Source organism: Pseudomonas brassicacearum, assembly GCF_003732265.1.
GTDB lineage: Bacteria > Pseudomonadota > Gammaproteobacteria > Pseudomonadales > Pseudomonadaceae > Aquipseudomonas > Aquipseudomonas brassicacearum_D.
Map to the genome: position 1 here is coordinate 186,285 of NZ_MOBK01000006.1, position 19,020 is coordinate 205,304.

Annotated in this window: 14 protein-coding genes; all 14 read left to right on the forward strand. The window is 58.6% G+C overall.

Features of this window, described 5'->3' with window-relative positions:
* Positions 1-47: 47 nt before the first annotated feature.
* Positions 48-1,400 carry a sigma E protease regulator RseP gene (gene rseP, locus BK660_RS13515; RefSeq protein ID WP_123433703.1) on the forward strand — a complete coding sequence of 451 codons (1,353 nt, stop codon included), beginning with the start codon at positions 48-50 and terminating at the stop codon, positions 1,398-1,400.
* Between the two features lie 74 nt (positions 1,401-1,474).
* The gene (bamA, locus tag BK660_RS13520) at positions 1,475-3,865 is read left to right on the forward strand and encodes an outer membrane protein assembly factor BamA (RefSeq protein WP_123433704.1); all 2,391 of its coding nucleotides are present in this window, start codon (positions 1,475-1,477) and stop codon (positions 3,863-3,865) included.
* Positions 3,866-3,910: 45 nt separating this feature from the next.
* Positions 3,911-4,414, forward strand: coding sequence for an OmpH/Skp family outer membrane protein (locus BK660_RS13525; RefSeq protein WP_010462812.1), 504 nt, complete (start codon positions 3,911-3,913; stop codon positions 4,412-4,414).
* Positions 4,415-4,416: 2 nt separating this feature from the next.
* A complete protein-coding gene (gene lpxD, locus BK660_RS13530) occupies positions 4,417-5,472 on the forward strand; it encodes a UDP-3-O-(3-hydroxymyristoyl)glucosamine N-acyltransferase (protein ID WP_123433705.1) in 1,056 nt (351 codons plus the stop codon).
* 108 nt (positions 5,473-5,580) lie between these two features.
* Positions 5,581-6,021 (forward strand): 3-hydroxyacyl-ACP dehydratase FabZ, encoded by a 441-nt coding sequence (fabZ, locus tag BK660_RS13535; RefSeq protein WP_007907157.1) that lies wholly within the window; start codon positions 5,581-5,583, stop codon positions 6,019-6,021.
* Positions 6,018-6,794, forward strand: a complete 777-nt coding sequence (lpxA, locus tag BK660_RS13540) for an acyl-ACP--UDP-N-acetylglucosamine O-acyltransferase (protein WP_027924980.1) — start codon at positions 6,018-6,020, stop codon at positions 6,792-6,794. The genes fabZ and lpxA overlap by 4 nt, the downstream gene beginning before the upstream one ends.
* A gap of 2 nt (positions 6,795-6,796) precedes the next feature.
* Positions 6,797-7,927 carry a lipid-A-disaccharide synthase gene (gene lpxB / locus BK660_RS13545; protein ID WP_123433706.1) on the forward strand — a complete coding sequence of 377 codons (1,131 nt, stop codon included), beginning with the start codon at positions 6,797-6,799 and terminating at the stop codon, positions 7,925-7,927.
* Positions 7,924-8,565: a ribonuclease HII gene (rnhB, locus tag BK660_RS13550; RefSeq protein WP_123433707.1), complete on the forward strand. Its 642-nt coding sequence runs from the start codon at positions 7,924-7,926 to the stop codon at positions 8,563-8,565. Before lpxB ends, rnhB begins: the two co-directional genes overlap by 4 nt.
* Positions 8,566-8,641: 76 nt before the next feature.
* A complete protein-coding gene (gene dnaE / locus BK660_RS13555; RefSeq protein ID WP_123433708.1) occupies positions 8,642-12,163 on the forward strand; it encodes a DNA polymerase III subunit alpha in 3,522 nt (1,173 codons plus the stop codon).
* Between the two features lie 140 nt (positions 12,164-12,303).
* Positions 12,304-13,251: an acetyl-CoA carboxylase carboxyltransferase subunit alpha gene (locus BK660_RS13560; RefSeq protein WP_027924984.1), complete on the forward strand. Its 948-nt coding sequence runs from the start codon at positions 12,304-12,306 to the stop codon at positions 13,249-13,251.
* Between the two features lie 131 nt (positions 13,252-13,382).
* Positions 13,383-14,711, forward strand: coding sequence for a tRNA lysidine(34) synthetase TilS (tilS, locus tag BK660_RS13570; protein ID WP_123433709.1), 1,329 nt, complete (start codon positions 13,383-13,385; stop codon positions 14,709-14,711).
* Positions 14,712-14,985: 274 nt separating this feature from the next.
* Positions 14,986-16,617 carry a CTP synthase gene (locus BK660_RS13575; RefSeq protein ID WP_046029209.1) on the forward strand — a complete coding sequence of 544 codons (1,632 nt, stop codon included), beginning with the start codon at positions 14,986-14,988 and terminating at the stop codon, positions 16,615-16,617.
* A gap of 5 nt (positions 16,618-16,622) precedes the next feature.
* Positions 16,623-17,468, forward strand: coding sequence for a 3-deoxy-8-phosphooctulonate synthase (gene kdsA / locus BK660_RS13580; protein WP_007949350.1), 846 nt, complete (start codon positions 16,623-16,625; stop codon positions 17,466-17,468).
* Positions 17,469-17,624: 156 nt separating this feature from the next.
* Positions 17,625-18,914 carry a phosphopyruvate hydratase gene (gene eno, locus BK660_RS13585; protein WP_046029212.1) on the forward strand — a complete coding sequence of 430 codons (1,290 nt, stop codon included), beginning with the start codon at positions 17,625-17,627 and terminating at the stop codon, positions 18,912-18,914.
* Positions 18,915-19,020 lie beyond the last annotated feature (106 nt).

A 19,020-nucleotide genomic window follows, 5' to 3' on the forward strand; every position in this document is an offset into this window, starting at 1 on the left:
CAATACGTTGGTCCATGCAGCACCGGATAGGATTGCGGAGAAAGCAGATGAGCGCGCTCTATATGATTGTCGGCACCCTGGTAGCTTTGGGCGTGCTGGTTACCTTCCACGAATTCGGCCATTTCTGGGTCGCACGTCGCTGTGGGGTCAAAGTGCTGCGCTTCTCCGTAGGCTTCGGCATGCCGTTGCTGCGCTGGCACGACAAGAAAGGCACTGAGTTCGTGGTGGCTGCCATCCCGTTGGGCGGCTACGTGAAAATGCTCGATGAGCGTGAAGGCGAAGTACCGGCCGATCAGCTTGAACATTCTTTCAATCGCAAATCTGTCCGTCAGCGTATCGCTATCGTGGCGGCCGGCCCGATTGCCAACTTTCTGCTGGCCATGGTGTTTTTCTGGGTCCTGGCAATGCTCGGCAGCGCGCAGGTGCGGCCCGTCATCGGCGCAGTCGAGACCGGCAGTATTGCCGCCAAAGCCGGTTTGACGGCGGGTCAGGAAATTGTTGCCATCGATGGCGAACCTACGATTGGCTGGGCTTCGGTGAATCTGCAGCTGGTTCGCCGTCTTGGCGAGAGCGGTTCACTTCAATTGTTGGTGCGTGAACAGGGTTCCACCGCAGACTCTCCTCGCGAACTGATGCTCGATAAATGGCTCAAGGGTGCTGACGAGCCGGATCCGATTCGTTCGCTGGGTATTCGTCCTTGGCGTCCGGCATTACCGCCCGTGTTGGCCGAACTTGATCCGAAAGGCCCGGCGCAGGCTGCTGGCCTGAAGACCGGTGATCGGTTGCTGGCTCTGGATGGCAAGGCGCTGGACGACTGGCAGCAAGTAGTCGACACCGTCCGTATGCATCCGGATACCAAAATCATGCTGCGCGTCGAGCGCGATGGTGCTCAAATCGACGTCCCTGTGACGCTGGCTGCTCGTGGCGAGAGCAAGGCACCTACCGGTTATATGGGGGCCGGGGTGAAAGCGGTCGATTGGCCGCCAGAGATGATTCGCGAAGTCAGTTACGGTCCTGTGGCCGCGATTGGAGAGGGTGCTCGACGCACCTGGACCATGAGCGTACTGACCCTCGATTCGCTCAAGAAAATGTTGTTCGGTGAGCTCTCGGTAAAAAACTTGAGTGGACCGATAACCATTGCTAAAGTGGCGGGCGCTTCTGCCCAGTCGGGCGTTGCTGATTTCCTGAATTTCCTTGCTTATCTGAGTATTAGCCTGGGAGTTCTGAATTTGTTGCCTATTCCTGTACTGGATGGGGGGCATTTGTTGTTTTATCTGATCGAGTGGGCGCGTGGTCGTCCCTTGTCGGATCGGGTGCAGGGTTGGGGGATACAGATCGGTATCAGTTTGGTGGTCGGGGTGATGTTGCTTGCTCTGGTCAATGATTTGGGCCGTCTGTAACACTTCGCTGAATTGCGAATCTGCCGCATTTTGCGGCAGTTTGTTTATTGCCAGTTGGAATAAGAAAGGACTTCATGAAACGTCTGCTGCTAACTGCGGTTCTCACCGTATTGATGATCGCCGAAGTTCACGCCGAGTCCTTCACTATCTCTGATATTCGCGTCAATGGCCTCCAGCGGGTCTCCGCGGGTAGCGTCTTTGGTGCTTTGCCGTTAAACGTCGGCGAACAGGCGGACGATCGTCGCCTGGTGGAATCCACTCGTGCTTTGTTCAAAACCGGGTTCTTTCAAGATATCCAGCTGGGCCGCGATGGCAACGTCCTGGTCATCACGGTAGTCGAGCGCCCATCGGTCGCCAGTATCGAGATCGAGGGTAACAAGGCGATCTCCACTGAAGACCTGATGAAGGGCCTCAAACAATCCGGTCTGGCCGAAGGCGAGATCTTCCAGCGTGCCACGCTCGAAGGTGTGCGTAACGAACTGCAGCGCCAATATGTCGCTCAGGGTCGCTACTCGGCCACCGTCGACACCGAGGTGGTACCGCAGCCACGTAACCGCGTCGGCTTGAAGGTCAACATCAACGAAGGCACCGTCGCTGCTATCCAGCACATCAACGTGGTGGGTAACACTGTCTTCCCTGACGAAGACCTGATCGACCTGTTCGAATTGAAGACCACCAACTGGCTGTCCTTCTTCAAGAACGACGACAAGTACGCCCGTGAAAAACTGTCCGGTGACCTGGAGCGTCTGCGTTCCTACTACCTGGACCGTGGCTATATCAATATGGATATCGCTTCGACCCAGGTATCGATTACCCCGGACAAGAAGCACGTCTACATCACTGTCAACGTCAACGAGGGCGAGAAGTACACCGTTCGTGACGTCAAGCTGAGCGGCGACCTGAAAGTCCCTGAAGACCAGGTCAAGTCCCTGCTGCTGGTTCAGAAAGGCCAGGTGTTCTCGCGCAAGCTGATGACCACCACCTCGGAACTGATCACTCGCCGCCTGGGTAACGAGGGTTACACCTTCGCCAACGTCAGCGGCGTACCTCAGCCTCACGATGAAGACCATACCGTCGACATCACGTTCGCTGTCGATCCGGGCAAACGTGCTTACGTTAACCGCATCAACTTCCGTGGCAACACCAAGTCCGAAGACGAAGTGCTGCGTCGCGAAATGCGTCAGATGGAAGGTGGCTGGGCTTCGACCTACCTGATCGATCAATCCAAGACGCGTCTTGAACGTCTGGGCTTCTTTAAAGAAGTGAACGTCGAAACCCCGGCTGTACCGGGTGTCGATGACCAGGTTGACGTGAACTACAGCGTTGAAGAGCAGGCTTCCGGTTCGATCACTGCGAGTGTTGGTTTCGCACAAAGTGCCGGCCTGATCCTCGGTGGCTCGATCACCCAGAACAACTTCCTGGGTACCGGTAACAAGGTCAGCATCGGCTTGACCAAAAGCGAATACCAGAGCCGCTATAACTTCGGTTATGTCGACCCGTACTGGACTGCAGACGGCGTGAGCCTGGGTTACAACGCTTTCTATCGCACCACCGACTACAAAGACCTCGACGTCGACGTAGCAAGCTATGCCGTAGACAGCCTGGGTGCTGGCGTGAGCGTTGGTTACCCGATCAGCGAGACCTCGCGTCTGACCTTCGGCCTGACTGCACAGCAAGACAAGATCAAGACCGGTCAATACACCGTCGACGAGATTTTCGACTTCGTTAACCGTGAAGGCGACGAGTATCTGAACTTCAAGGCGTCGGCCGGTTGGTCCGAGTCCACCCTGAACAAAGGTGTACTGGCGACCCGTGGTCATTCTCAAAGCCTGACGGCGGAAGTCACTACACCAGGTAGCGACCTTTCGTTCTTCAAGCTCGATTACCGTGGCCAGTTGTTCCAGCCACTGTCTGAGAACTACACCATGCGCCTGCACACTGAATTGGGTTATGGCGACGGTTACGGTTCGACCGATGGCTTGCCATTCTATGAAAACTACTATGCTGGTGGTTTCAACTCGGTTCGTGGCTTCAAGGACAGTACATTAGGCCCGCGTAGTACGCCGAGCCGTGGTCAAGGTTCTACCGGTAACCCGGGTACTCTGGCTGACCCGGATCAAGACCCGCTGCCGTTCGGCGGCAACGTCCTGATTCAAGGTGGTGCGGAGATTCTGTTCCCGCTGCCGTTCGTCAAGGATCAACGCTCCCTGCGTACGTCGGTATTCTGGGATGTGGGTAACGTGTTCGACTCCAAGTGCGAGCAGACGACCAACACCAATCCTGCGTCGAAGTCCAATACGCAGTGCAACGACATCAGCCTCAGCAACATGGCCAGTTCCGTCGGTGTAGGTGTGACATGGGTCACTGCGCTGGGTCCGCTGAGTTTCGCGCTGGCGATGCCAGTAAAAGAACCGGATAACGCTGAAACTCAAGTGTTCCAATTCTCTCTTGGTCAGACGTTCTAAGCGTCTGCCTCAAAATAATGACAATGGATTTTGTAGGGGTGCATCGTGCGTAAGTTGACTCAATTGGTTCTCCTCGCCACCGTACTGGTCGCAGGCCCGGCTTTTGCCGACATGAAAATCGCCGTTCTGAACTATCAGATGGCCCTGCTGGAATCCGACGCGGCCAAGAAATACGCCGTGGATGCCGAGAAGAAATTTGGTCCGCAACTGAGCAAGCTCAAGACGCTGGAAAGCAGCGCCAAAGGCATTCAGGACCGTCTGATGGCCGGTGGCGACAAGATGCAACAAGGCGAGCGTGAGCGTCTTGAACTCGAGTTCAAGCAAAAGGCCCGTGACTTCCAGTTCCAGTCCAAGGAGCTGAACGAAGCCAAAGCCGTTGCTGACCGTGAAATGCTGAAGCAACTGAAGCCGAAACTGGACAGCGCTGTGGAAGAAGTCATCAAGAAAGGTGCTTTTGACCTGGTCTTCGAGCGTGGCGCAGTGATTGATGTCAAACCTCAGTACGACATCACTCGCCAGGTTATCGAGCGCATGAATCAGCTGAAGTAACTATGACAGCGACTATAAAGCTCGGCCAATTGGCCGAGTTCCTCGGCGCCACGCTACGTGGCGACCCGGAGAAAGAAATTACTGGGCTAGCCACTTTGCAAGAGGCTGGCCCAGCTCAGTTGAGCTTTCTCGCAAACCCTCAATACCGTAAATACCTGGCAGACAGCCGGGCCGCAGCCCTGTTGCTGAAGGCCGCTGATGCCGAAAGTTTTGCCGGTAATGCGCTGGTGGTGCCTGATCCGTATCTGGCCTACGCACGTATTTCCCACCTGTTCGATCCAAAACCGAAAGCGGCTGCCGGTATTCATCCGACAGCCGTTGTGGCCGAGGACGCGGTGGTTGACCCGGCTGCGAGTATTGGTGCTTTTGCGGTGATCGAAAGCGCGGCACGCATTGCTGCCGGTGTGACCATCGGTGCGCATTGCTTCATCGGTGCCCGTTGCGAAATTGGCGAAGGCGGCTGGCTGGCCCCGCGGGTCACGCTGTACCACGACGTGCGCATCGGCAAGCGTGTGGTGATTCAGTCAGGTGCCGTACTCGGCGGCGAAGGCTTCGGTTTTGCCAACGAGAAAGGTGTCTGGCAGAAAATTGCCCAGATCGGTGGTGTGTTGGTCGGTGATGATGTGGAGATTGGCGTGAATACCGCTATCGACCGCGGCGCATTGGCCGATACCGTTCTCGGGAATGGCGTGAAGCTCGACAACCAGATCCAGATCGCCCACAACGTGCAGGTTGGTGATCACACCGCCATGGCCGCCTGTGTCGGGATCTCCGGCAGCACCAAAATCGGCAAGCATTGCATGCTCGCTGGCGGTGTAGGGCTGGTGGGGCATATCGAAATTTGCGACAACGTTTTCATCACCGGGATGACCATGGTGACCCATTCGATTACCGAAAAGGGCTCCTATTCTTCCGGTACGGCCATGCAGCCAGCAGCCGAATGGCGCAAAAGCGCGGCTCGCATCCGTCAGCTCGATGACATCGCGCGGCGTCTGCGACAGCTGGAAAAGCGTGTAGGGGAAGTGACCCCTGACGGTAATGCTTCATCAGATGGCTGATACCATTTCCATATCAAGTGTGCACAGCCGTTAGACTGCCTGCTTGATTTGCTAGAGGGGCGCGCGTCAGTCGCGCGCTCCCAATCTTTACATAGGCTTCCCCCCGAAATGATGGACATCAACGAGATTCGCGAATACCTGCCTCACCGTTACCCGTTCCTGCTGGTGGACCGGGTCGTGGATCTGGATGTGGAAGGCAAGCGCATTCGCGCCTACAAGAATGTCAGCATCAACGAACCGTTCTTCAATGGTCACTTCCCTGCGCATCCAATCATGCCGGGCGTACTGATCATCGAAGCGATGGCTCAGGCTGCCGGGATCCTTGGTTTCAAAATGCTCGACGTGAAGCCGGCGGACGGGACCCTTTACTACTTCGTCGGCTCCGACAAATTGCGCTTCCGTCAGCCGGTACTGCCGGGCGATCAGTTGATCCTTGAAGCCAAATTCCTGAGCTGCAAGCGTCAGATCTGGAAGTTCGAATGCCAGGCTTCGGTCGACGGCAAGCCAGTCTGCTCCGCAGAAATCATCTGCGCGGAACGCAAACTATGAGTTTGATTGACCCTCGCGCAATCATCGATCCGACGGCCATTCTGGCCGACGACGTCGAGGTCGGCCCGTGGTCGATCGTCGGCGCAGGTGTGGAAATCGGCGAGGGAACAGTGATCGGGCCGCACGTTATTCTCAAAGGCCCGACCCGAATCGGTAAGCACAACCGCATCTACCAGTTTTCGTCGGTAGGTGAGGACACGCCCGATCTGAAATACAAAGGCGAAGAAACCCGTCTGGTCATCGGTGACCACAACGTCATCCGTGAAGGTGTGACGATTCACCGCGGGACCGTTCAGGACCGTTCGGAAACGACCCTGGGCGATCACAACCTGATCATGGCCTATGCCCACATCGGCCACGACAGCGTCATCGGCAACCACTGCATCCTGGTCAACAACACTGCGTTGGCCGGCCATGTGCACGTTGAAGACTGGGCGATCCTCTCCGGTTTTACCCTGGTTCACCAGTATTGCCACATTGGCGCCCACAGCTTTTCCGGCATGGGCACAGCCATTGGCAAGGACGTTCCAGCGTACGTCACCGTGTTTGGCAACCCTGCAGAAGCGCGCAGCATGAACTTCGAGGGCATGCGTCGTCGTGGTTTCAGCGAAGACGCGATCCACGCGCTGCGTCGTGCCTACAAGGTGGTTTATCGACAGGGCCTGACCGTCGAGCAAGCGCTCACCGAGTTGGCCGAACCCTCGGATCAGTTCCCGGAAGTCGCGGTGTTCCGTGATTCCATCCAGTCTTCGACCCGCGGCATCACCCGTTAATCATGGCTAATCTGCGTATTGCGCTGGTAGCGGGTGAGGCTTCCGGTGACATTCTGGGTGCGGGTCTCATGCGCGCACTCAAGGCTCAGCATCCGGCGGTGGAGTTCATCGGTGTCGGTGGTCCGCTGATGCAAGCCGAGGGCCTGACCTCGTATTTCCCGATGGAACGTCTTTCGGTCATGGGCCTGGTGGAAGTGCTGGGCCGATTGCGCGAGCTGATGGCGCGGCGCAAGAAGCTGATCGCCGACCTGATCGCCGAGAAACCGGACGTGTTCATCGGTATCGATGCCCCGGACTTCAACCTCAATATCGAACTCAAGCTGCGGCAGGCCGGGATCAAGACCGTGCATTACGTCAGCCCGTCGGTGTGGGCGTGGCGGCAGAAGCGCGTGCTGAAGATTCGCGAAGGCTGCGACCTGATGCTGACGTTGTTTCCGTTCGAAGCAAAATTCTATGAAGAGAAGGGCGTGCCGGTGCGGTTTGTCGGGCACTCCCTGGCCGATGCGATCCCGCTTGAGGCTGATCGCACCGCTGCGCGTGCCGAACTTGATTTGCCGGACGGTCCGCTGGTTGCTCTGATGCCCGGCAGTCGCGGCGGTGAAGTGGGGAGGCTCGGTGCGTTGTTCCTCGACACCGCGCAGCGCCTGCGCGCCCTGCATCCTGGCGTGCGCTTCGTCATGCCGTGCGCCAACCCGGAGCGCCGTGCGCAGCTTGAAGAGCTGCTGGTCGGCCGCGATCTGCCGCTGACCTTGCTCGACGGCAAATCCCATCTGGCCCTCGCCGCGTGCGACGCGGTACTGATCGCTTCCGGTACCGCGACCCTTGAAGCGTTGCTGTACAAGCGGCCGATGGTGGTGGCTTATCGACTGGCGCCCCTGACGTTCTGGATTCTCAAGCGCATGGTGAAAAGCCCTTACGTGTCCTTGCCCAACCTGCTGGCGCAGCGCCTGTTGGTGCCCGAGTTGCTGCAGGATGACGCAACGGTCGAAGCCCTGGCTCAAACGCTTTCACCCTTGATCGAAGGTGGCGAGGAGCAGACTCGCGGCTTCGACGAAATTCACCGTACCTTGCGTCTGGATGCCTCCAATCAGGCGGCGGACGCGGTACTGAACCTGATCGGCAAAACACAATGAGCAAAACCAGCGTTCAGATGGGCCTGGACTTCACCCTGGTCGCCGAAGTCGAAGACCTCGTGGCCGGCGTAGACGAAGTCGGTCGCGGCCCACTGTGTGGTGCCGTGGTCACGGCAGCGGTGATCCTTGATCCAAACCGGCCGATCCTCGGCCTCAACGATTCGAAGAAACTCACCGAAGCCCGCCGCGAAAAGCTCTACGACGAAATCTGCGAAAAAGCCCTGAGCTGGTGCATCGCCCGGGCCGAAGTGGAAGAAATCGACGAACTGAACATCCTGCACGCCACCATGCTGGCGATGCAGCGCGCGATCGAAGGCCTGCACATCCAGCCGAAGCTGGCGATGATCGACGGCAATCGTTGCCCAAAACTGTCCATGCGTGCGGAAGCGGTGGTGCAGGGCGACGGCAAGGTCCCGGCCATTGCCGCAGCATCGATTCTGGCCAAGGTCAGCCGCGACCGCGAGATGGCGGCATTCGAACTGATTTACCCGGGTTACGGCATCGGCGGGCATAAAGGCTACCCGACGCCCGTTCATCTGGAAGCGCTGGCCCGCCTTGGTCCTACCCCGATTCACCGTCGCTCGTTCGCCCCGGTACGCCTGGCGTACGAGGCGCGGGAAAGTCTGATCGAGAGTTAGTCGCAAGGCTGATGTTTTACTCAAGGCCCGGTACAATCCGGGCCTTGTTGTTTTCATGACATAACGCAGGATCACTATGCCGGCTTCATTCATTCATCTACGCCTGCACACTGAATATTCCCTGGTCGACGGTCTGGTGCGGATCAAACCGCTGGTCAAGACCCTGGTCGGCATGAACATGCCTGCCGTAGCGGTTACCGACCAGAACAACATGTGTTCCCTGGTCAAATTCTACAAAGCCGCCATGGGTGCCGGGATCAAGCCGATCTGCGGCGCCGACTTGTGGCTGTCGAACAAGGATCCGGACAACGCCCTGAGCCGGATCAGCCTGTTGGCCATGAACGCTGTTGGCTATCGCAACCTGACCGAACTGATTTCCCGCGGCTTCATCGACGGCCAGCGCAATGGTTCGGTGATCATCGAACGCGAATGGGTCGCGGAAGCCAGCGAAGGCCTGATCATGCTGTCGGCGGCGAAAGAGGGCGAAATCGGCCTGGCCATGCTCAGTGGCAATCCGGCTGAAGCGGAAAACCTCGCGCGTGAATGGATGGCGGTGTTCCCGGATCGTTTCTATCTGGAAATCCAGCGCACCAATCGCCCCAACGATGAAGAGCAGTTGCACGGTGCCGTGGCCCTGGCCGAGAAAATCGGCGCGCCACTGGTCGCGACGAACGATGTGCGTTTCATCAAGCAGGAAGACTTCGCCGCACACGAAACCCGCGTTTGCATCGGTGAGGGCCGTGCCCTCGACGATCCGCGGCGTTCGAAGAATTACAGCGATCAGCAATACCTCAAAAGCGCCGAGGAAATGGCCGAGCTGTTCAGTGACCTGCCCGAGGCGCTGGAAAACACCGTCGAGATCGCCAAGCGTTGCAACATTGAAGTGAAGCTGGGCAAGCACTTCCTGCCCAACTTCCCGATTCCCGATGGCATGACCATCGACGAATATTTCCGCAAAGTGTCGTTCGATGGCCTGGAAGAGCGCCTGACCGTTCTGCTGCCCAAGGACACCACGGAAGACTATGAGGCCAAGCGTCAAGTCTACGTCGACCGGCTGAATTTCGAGCTGGATATCATTATCCAGATGGGCTTCCCCGGTTACTTCCTGATCGTGATGGACTTTATCCAGTGGGCCAAAAGCAACGGCGTGCCGGTAGGTCCGGGCCGGGGGTCGGGTGCGGGATCGCTGGTGGCTTATGTACAGAAGATCACCGACCTCGATCCGCTGGAATATGACCTGCTGTTCGAACGTTTCCTCAACCCGGAACGGGTATCGATGCCCGACTTCGACGTCGACTTCTGCATGGACGGTCGCGATCGGGTGATTGAATACGTGGCCGAGAAATACGGTCGCAATGCGGTAAGCCAGATCATCACCTTCGGTTCCATGGCGGCCAAGGCTGTGGTCCGGGACGTGGCGCGGGTACAGGGCAAGTCCTACGGTTTGGCCGATCGTCTGTCGAAGATGATTCCGTTCGAAGTCGGCATGACCCTGGAAAAGGCCTATGAGCAGGAAGAGATCCTGCGTGACTTCATCAAGGTCGATGAAGAGGCCGCCGAAATCTGGGAAATGGCCCGCAAGCTTGAAGGTGTTGTGCGTAACGTCGGTAAACACGCCGGTGGTGTGGTTATTGCGCCGACCAAACTGACCGACTTCTCGCCGATTTATTGCGACGAGGCCGGTGACGGCCTGGTGACCCAGTTCGACAAGGATGACGTTGAAGCCGCCGGCCTGGTGAAGTTCGACTTCCTCGGCCTGCGGACCCTGACGGTTATCGACTGGGCGCTGAAAACCATCAACCGCGAACGTGCCAAGGTCGATCAGCCGCCGCTGGACATCGCGTTCATTCCGCTGGACGACAAGCCGACTTACACGCTGCTGCAAAAAGCCGAAACCACGGCGGTGTTCCAGCTCGAATCCCGCGGGATGAAGGAGCTGATCAAGAAGCTCAAGCCCGACTGCCTGGAAGACTTGATCGCACTGGTGGCCCTGTTCCGTCCGGGCCCGTTGCAATCGGGCATGGTGGACGACTTCATCAACCGTAAGCACGGTCGCGCCGAACTCGCGTACCCGCACTCGGATTACCAGTACGAAGGCCTCAAGCCGGTACTGGCACCGACTTACGGCATCATCCTGTATCAGGAACAGGTGATGCAGATTGCCCAGGTCATGGCCGGTTACACCCTCGGTGGTGCGGACATGCTGCGTCGCGCCATGGGTAAGAAAAAACCCGAAGAAATGGCCAAGCAGCGCGGCGGTTTCATTGAGGGCTGCGCGACCAACAACATCGACGCCGACCTTGCCGGTAACATTTTCGACCTGGTAGAAAAGTTCGCAGGCTACGGCTTCAACAAATCCCACTCCGCGGCGTACGGCCTGGTTTCGTACCAGACCGCGTGGCTGAAAACGCATTACCCGGCGCCGTTCATGGCGGCGGTGTTGTCGGCGGATATGCACAACACCGACAAGGTCGTGACCTTGATCGAAGAGATCCGCAGCATGAAGCTGCGTCTCGACGCGCCGGATGTGAATGCCTCCGAGTTCAAGTTCACGGTGAATGACGAAGGCCGGATCATTTACGGCCTCGGCGCGATCAAGGGCGTGGGCGAAGGTCCGGTGGAGGCGATCACCGAGGCGCGTCAGGATGGTCCGTTCAAGGACCTGTTCGATTTCTGCGCCCGTGTCGATCTCAAACGGATCAACAAACGCACCCTCGACGGTTTGATCCGCAGCGGTGCGCTGGATCGTCTGGGGCCTTATTTCCATGACGAACCGAAAGCCTATCAAGCGAGCATCGACCAGAATCGCGCGGTGCTGCTGGCGGCGATGGAAGGGGCGATCAAGGCTGCCGAACAAACCGCACGTACCCAGGACAGCGGCCATGCCGACCTGTTCGGCGGGCTGTTTGTCGAGGAAGACGCGGACGTTTACGCCAGCCATCGCAAGGCCAAGGAGCTGACGCTCAAGGAACGGCTGAAAGGGGAGAAAGACACCCTGGGCCTGTACCTGACCGGTCACCCGATTGACGAATACGAAGGTGAAATCCGTCGCTTTGCCCGTCAGCGCATCATCGACCTGAAGCCGGCACGCGATACCCAGACCGTCGCCGGCATGATCATCGCCCTGCGCGTGATGAAGAACAAAAAGGGCGACAAGATGGGCTTCATCACCCTCGATGACCGCTCCGGACGGATCGAGGCGTCGCTGTTTGCCGAGGCATTCCATACCGCGCAGTCGCTGTTACAGACGGATGCGATGGTGGTGGTCGAAGGCGAGGTCAGCAACGACGACTTCTCGGGTGGCCTGAAGCTGCGGGTCAAGCGCGTGATGAGCATGGAAGATGCGCGCACCAACCTTGCCGAAAGCCTGCGCCTGAAGCTGCAGACCAAGGATTTGAAGGGCGATCAGCTACGCTGGCTGGGTGAGTTGTTCAAGCGGCATCGCGGCGCATGCCCGATCACCATGGAGTACACGAGCCCCGATGCAAAGGCCTTGCTGCAGTTTGGCGAGACCTGGCGAATCGATCCGGCGGATGCGTTGATTCAAGCCTTGCGTGACCAGTTCGGGCGAGACAACGTCTTCCTCCAATACCGTTGACGGTCAGGTGCCTTCTGTACTCCCTGATCTCGACCTGAATTTTTAATCTCGACCTGAACGCGCCTGTCCCTTAAGGTAGGGCGCGAATAGACAACCGGCCGGCCCAAGCTCTCTTGGACGTCGACCCAAGACGGACGCCTATGAACCCGAATTTTCTAGATTTCGAACAGCCGATCGCCGACCTGCAAGCCAAGATCGAAGAGTTGCGCTTGGTCGGTAACGACAATTCGCTGAATATCGGCGATGAGATCTCCCGCCTGCAGGACAAAAGCAGCACGCTGACCGAAGACATCTTCGGCAAGCTGACCAGCTGGCAGATCGCACGTCTGGCGCGTCACCCGAAACGTCCTTATACCCTGGACTACATCGAACACATCTTCACCGAGTTCGACGAGCTGCACGGTGATCGTCACTTCTCCGATGACGCTGCCATCGTGGGTGGTATCGCCCGTCTGGACGACCAGCCGGTGATGATCATCGGTCACCAGAAAGGCCGTGAAGTGCGCGAGAAAGTTCGCCGCAACTTCGGCATGCCGCGTCCGGAAGGCTACCGCAAGGCGTGCCGCCTGATGGAAATGGCCGAACGCTTCAAGATGCCGATCCTGACCTTCATCGACACCCCGGGCGCTTACCCTGGTATCGACGCTGAAGAGCGTAACCAGAGCGAAGCGATCGCCTGGAACCTGCGTGTCATGTCGCGTCTGAAAACCCCAATCATCGCCACCGTGATCGGTGAAGGTGGTTCCGGTGGTGCTTTGGCAATCGGCGTTTGCGACCAGCTGAACATGCTTCAGTACTCGACCTACGCGGTGATCTCGCCGGAAGGTTGCGCCTCGATTCTGTGGAAAACCGCCGAGAAAGCACCGGACGCCGCTGAAGCCATGGGTATCACCGCCGAGCGCCTGAAAGGCCTGGGTATCGTGGACAAAGTGATCAGCGAGCCATTGGGCGGGGCACACCGTGACCCGGCTGCTGCGGCCGCCTCGATCCGTGCCGAGCTGAGCTCGCAACTGGCGATGCTGAAGAAGTTCGACAACGACGCGCTGCTGGCCCGTCGTTACGCGCGACTGATGAGCTACGGTCTCTGATCTGACCTCGGCCTTAATGTGGGAGCGGGCTTGCTCGCGAAGACGGTTTATCAGTCAACGATGATGTTGAATGTGATGGCCTCTTCGCGAGCAAGCCCGCTCCCACATTTGATTTATGCAAAGGGAAAGTTATGGATCGGCTCACGATTGATTTGTCCGCCAGGCTTTTGCTGAATCTGAAACCGTGGCGCAACGCCAAAACCTGGCGCATCGCGTTCTCTGGTGGGCTCGATTCCACCGTCCTCCTGCACCTGCTCGCCCATCTGGCAAAAACCGAATCCCTGCCTGCGCTCAGCGCAATCCATATTCATCACGGCCTTCAGCCTGCGGCGGATGCGTGGCCGGCACACTGCCAATCCGTCTGTGATGCCTTGGGTGTGCGGCTACACGTCGTTCATGTTCAGGTTCAGTCGGGCGCCAGCCTCGAACGTGCCGCCCGGGATGCGCGCTATGGCGCATTCGTTGAAGCCAGTCAGACCAGCGAGCTACTGCTGACCGCCCAGCACCGTGACGATCAGGCGGAAACCCTGTTGTTTCGGCTGTTGCGCGGGGCAGGGGTGAGGGGTTTGTCGGGGATGCCGAGCGCGCGTCCGTTGGGTCGGGGTTATCTGCTGCGGCCCTTGCTAGACGTCAGCCGCACCGAACTCGAAGCGTATGCCACAGAACATCAGCTGAGCTGGATCGAAGACCCTTCGAACCAGGACCGGCAGTTTTCGCGCAATTACCTGCGGCATCAGGTGTTCCCGGTATTGACCGAGCGCTGGCCGCAAGCGATGGCGACCATGGCGCGCAGCGCCGCGCACTTGAGCGAGGCGCAGGCCTTGCTGGATGAGCTGGCACACATCGATCTGGCCGAAGCGACGACGGTCAATGAGTTCGACTGGCTGGGCGTGCCTTCTCTGGAGCTCGCTGCTCTTTTACAACGCTCTGCCGCTCGCCAACGCAATGCACTAAGCCATTGGCTCGCAGCGCGGACCCGTTTGCCGGACAGCGACCATTGGTCGGGTTGGGAGGATTTGCGCGACGCTACCGGTGATGCGCGTCCGGTCTGGCGGCTGGCGGATGGCGAGCTGCATCGGTCGGCCGGGCGTATCTGGTGGCTGTCGGGCTGTTGGCTACGCAATCCACCGCCTGCCGTGCAATGGGCCGATCCGTCGAAGTCGCTGACGTTATCGGAAAATGGTCTGCTCACACTCACCGGCCAAATCCCCGATGGCCCGCTGCAAATCCGCTATCGTGAGGGAGGTGAGGTTATGCATTTATCTGAGCGTGGCCACCGCGACCTCAAGCGTTTGCTCAATGAACGCGGGGTTCCGGCCTTCGCCCGTGGCAGATTGCCGCTGCTCTATCGTGGCGACCAATTGCTGGCAGTGGCCAGCGTACAGGGCTTGAATGGCAGTGGGCAGGACGGCTGGCATTTGCACTGGCAGCCACCGGGCGAAGATCAAGGTTTGAGCTGAAAGGGGCTTTCCGGTAGACTACGCTCCCTTCTTGATACAACTTCTGTGGATTCGCCTGAATTGCAGGAGTTGCCGATTACCAAGCAGTCTTTGCTGGGCGATTCCAAAAAATGTGTAGCGAGCAACGTACCGGTGTTTCATCTGCCGGTCTGTCCCAACGCGGCGGTTTTTTTGAAAGGTGCACTGTGATTAATGCAGGTGATCGGGGGCTTCGGCCTTCCTTCGCTTTCCCCGGCGGCTCGGACCGCTTTAACGCAGACTTCTAGGGTTTTTCATGACGCGCTACATATTCGTCACGGGCGGTGTTGTTTCTTCATTGGGGAAAGGCATCGCATCGGCTTCATTGGCGGCCATCCTGGAGGCGCGGGGACTTAAGGTCACCATGCTGAAGCTGGACCCGTACATCAACGTTGACCCGGGCACCATGAGCCCGTTCCAGCACGGTGAAGTGTTCGTCACCCACGACGGCGCCGAGACCGACCTGGACCTGGGCCACTACGAGCGGTTCATCCGCACGACCATGACCCAGAACAACAACTTCACCACCGGCCGTGTCTACGAACACGTGCTGCGCAAAGAGCGTCGTGGTGATTACCTGGGCGCAACCATCCAGGTGATCCCGCACATCACGGACGAAATCAAGCGCCGGATCATCAAGGGCGCCGGCGATGCCGACGTGGCGATGGTCGAGATCGGTGGCACCGTGGGTGACATCGAGTCGCAACCGTTCCTGGAAGCGATCCGCCAATTGCGTTTCGAAGTCGGCGCCAAGCGCGCGATGCTGATGCACCTGACGCTGGTGCCGTACATCGCCACGGCCGGCGAAACCAAAACCAAGCCGACCCAGCATTCGGTCAAGGAACTGCGTTCCATTGGCCTGCAGCCGGACGTGCTGGTTTGCCGTTCCGATCACCCGATCGACATCTCTTCGCGTCGCAAGATCGCGCAGTTCACCAACGTTGAAGAACGTGCGGTGATCGCGCTGGAAGACGCCGACACCATCTACAAGATCCCGGGCATCCTGCACTCCCAGGGCCTGGATGATTTCGTCGTCGAGCGTTTCGGCCTGCAATGCGGCAGCGCTGACCTCTCCGAGTGGGAAGCGGTGGTTGACGCCAAGCTGAACCCGGAGCACGAAGTGACCATCGCGATGGTCGGCAAGTACATGGAACTGCTGGACGCCTACAAGTCGCTGATCGAAGCGATGAGTCACGCCGGCATCAGCAACCGCACCAAGGTCAACCTGCGCTACATCGATTCCGAAGACATCGAAAACCAGGGCACTGCGCTGCTGGAAGGTGTTGACGCAATCCTCGTACCGGGCGGCTTCGGTCTGCGTGGCGTGGAAGGCAAGATCACCGCCGTACAATACGCTCGCGAAAACAAGGTTCCGTACCTGGGCATCTGCCTGGGCATGCAGGTGGCCGTGATCGAGTTCGCTCGTAACGTGCTGGGTTGGAAAGACGCGAACTCCACCGAGTTCGATCGTGCCAGCGGCCATCCGGTCGTGGGTCTGATCACCGAGTGGGAAGACGCTACCGGCGCGGTCGAAACCCGTACCGAATCGTCCGACCTGGGCGGCACCATGCGCCTCGGCGCTCAGGATTGCCTGCTGGAGCCGGGCTCGCTGGTGCACGACTGCTACGCCAAGGACGTCATCGTCGAGCGTCACCGTCACCGCTACGAAGTGAACAACAACCTGCTGCCGCAGATCATGGAAGCCGGCCTGAAAATCTCCGGTCGTTCCGGTGATGGCGCGCTGGTTGAAGTGGTCGAAGCCCCGGATCATCCATGGTTCGTCGCTTGCCAGTTCCACCCTGAGTTCACCTCGACGCCACGCGACGGTCACCCGTTGTTCAGCGGTTTCGTTAAAGCAGCATTGATTCAACACCAGAAGAAGGCATAAATCTGATGGCGCAGAAGATCATCCGCGTTGGCGATATCGAGATTGCCAACGACAAGCCAATGGTGCTTTTCGGTGGCATGAACGTGCTGGAAAGCCGCGACATGGCGATGCAGGTCTGCGAAGAGTATGTGAAGGTCACCGAGAAACTCGGTATCCCTTATGTGTTCAAGGCCAGCTTCGACAAGGCCAACCGTTCCTCCGTGACCTCTTACCGTGGCCCCGGCCTGGAAGAGGGCATGCGGATTTTCCAGGACATCAAGCAAGCCTTCGGCGTGCCGATCATCACCGACGTCCACGAGCCTGACCAGGCCGCGGTCGTCGCTGAAGTCTGCGACATCATTCAGTTGCCGGCCTTCCTGTCGCGCCAGACCGACCTCGTGGTCGCGATGGCCAAGACTGGCGCGGTGATCAACATCAAGAAAGCCCAGTTCCTCGCACCGCACGAGATGAAACACATCCTGAGCAAGTGCGTGGAAGCGGGCAACGATCAGTTGATCCTCTGCGAACGCGGTTCGAGCTTCGGCTACAACAACCTGGTCGTCGACATGCTCGGCTTCGGCATCATGAAGCAGTTCGAATACCCGGTGTTCTTCGACGTGACCCACGCGCTGCAAATGCCCGGTGGTCGCTCGGATTCCGCCGGTGGTCGCCGTGCCCAGGTGACGGATCTGGCCAAGGCAGGCATGAGCCAGTCGCTGGCCGGCCTGTTCCTCGAAGCCCACCCGGACCCGGACAACGCCAAATGCGACGGCCCTTGTGCCTTGCGTCTGGACAAACTGGAGCCATTCCTGGCCCAGCTCAAAGCGTTGGACGAACTGGTGAAGAGTTTTCCGACGGTAGAAACCGCGTAAACCTCAATTCTCCGGTAAAGTACCGCACGATTTGTTGCTCAGGCCCTCGGGCCTGAGCCTTATCGTCCGCAAGTCTGCCCGCTGCACCTCACTTGCCGACGGTAAAAGATTTCCTCTAGCTGCGTCGTTTTCGTCAACTTTGGAGTGTTTACAACAATGGCAAAAATCGTCGACATCAAAGGTCGTGAAGTTCTCGACTCCCGTGGCAATCCCACCGTGGAAGCGGACGTGCTTCTCGATAACGGCATCATCGGCAGCGCCTGCGCGCCGTCCGGTGCTTCCACTGGCTCGCGTGAAGCACTCGAGCTGCGTGATGGCGACAAGAGCCGTTACCTGGGCAAGGGCGTTCTGAAGGCCGTGGCCAACATCAACGGTCCGATCCGTGACCTGTTGAAAGGCATGGACCCAAGCGACCAGAAAGCGCTGGATCACGCGATGATCAAGCTCGACGGTACCGAAAACAAAGGCTCCCTGGGCGCCAACGCGATCCTCGCCGTTTCCCTGGCTGCGGCCAAGGCAGCAGCACAGGACCAGGACCTGCCGCTGTACGCTCACATCGCCAACCTGAACGGCACCCCGGGTGTTTACTCGATGCCGGTTCCGATGATGAACATCATCAACGGTGGCGAGCACGCCGATAACAACGTCGACATTCAGGAATTCATGGTTCAGCCGGTTGGCGCCAAGTCTTTCTCGGAAGGCCTGCGCATGGGCACCGAAATTTTCCATCACCTCAAAGCTGTGCTGAAGGCCCGTGGCCTGAGCACTGCTGTCGGTGACGAAGGTGGTTTCGCGCCGAACCTGGCCTCCAACGAAGACGCTTTGAAAGTGATCTCCGAAGCGGTGGCCAACGCCGGTTACAAGCTGGGCACCGACGTGACCCTGGCTCTGGACTGCGCGGCGAGCGAGTTCTACGAAGACGGTAAATACAATCTGTCCGGCGAAGGCCAGGTGTTCACCGCCGAAGGTTTCGCTGACTACCTCAAAGGCCTGACCGAGCGTTATCCGATCATCTCGATCGAAGATGGCCTGGACGAGTCCGACTGGGCTGGCTGGAAAATCCTCACCGACAAGATCGGCGAGAAGACCCAGCTGGTAGGCGACGACCTGTTCGTGACCAACACCAAGATCCTGAAAGAAGGCATCGATAAAAAGATCGCCAACTCGATCCTGATCAAGTTCAACCAGATCGGCACCCTGACCGAAACCCTGGAAGCCATCCAGATGGCCAAGGCCGCTGGTTACACCGCCGTGATCTCGCACCGCTCCGGCGAAACCGAAGATTCGACCATCGCCGACCTGGCTGTGGGCACCTCGGCTGGCCAGATCAAGACCGGTTCCCTGTGCCGTTCCGACCGCGTATCCAAGTACAACCAACTGCTGCGTATCGAAGAGCAGTTGAATGGCAAAGCCAAGTACAACGGCCGCAGCGAGTTCCGCGGTTGATAGAGTGCCGTGCCTCGCCAATACTGCGCCTTTTTGACGGTGCCTGTTGTCGTCATACTGCGTTGCCGCTCCTCGCCATAGCCAGCTATGACTCGTCGCGGCGCCT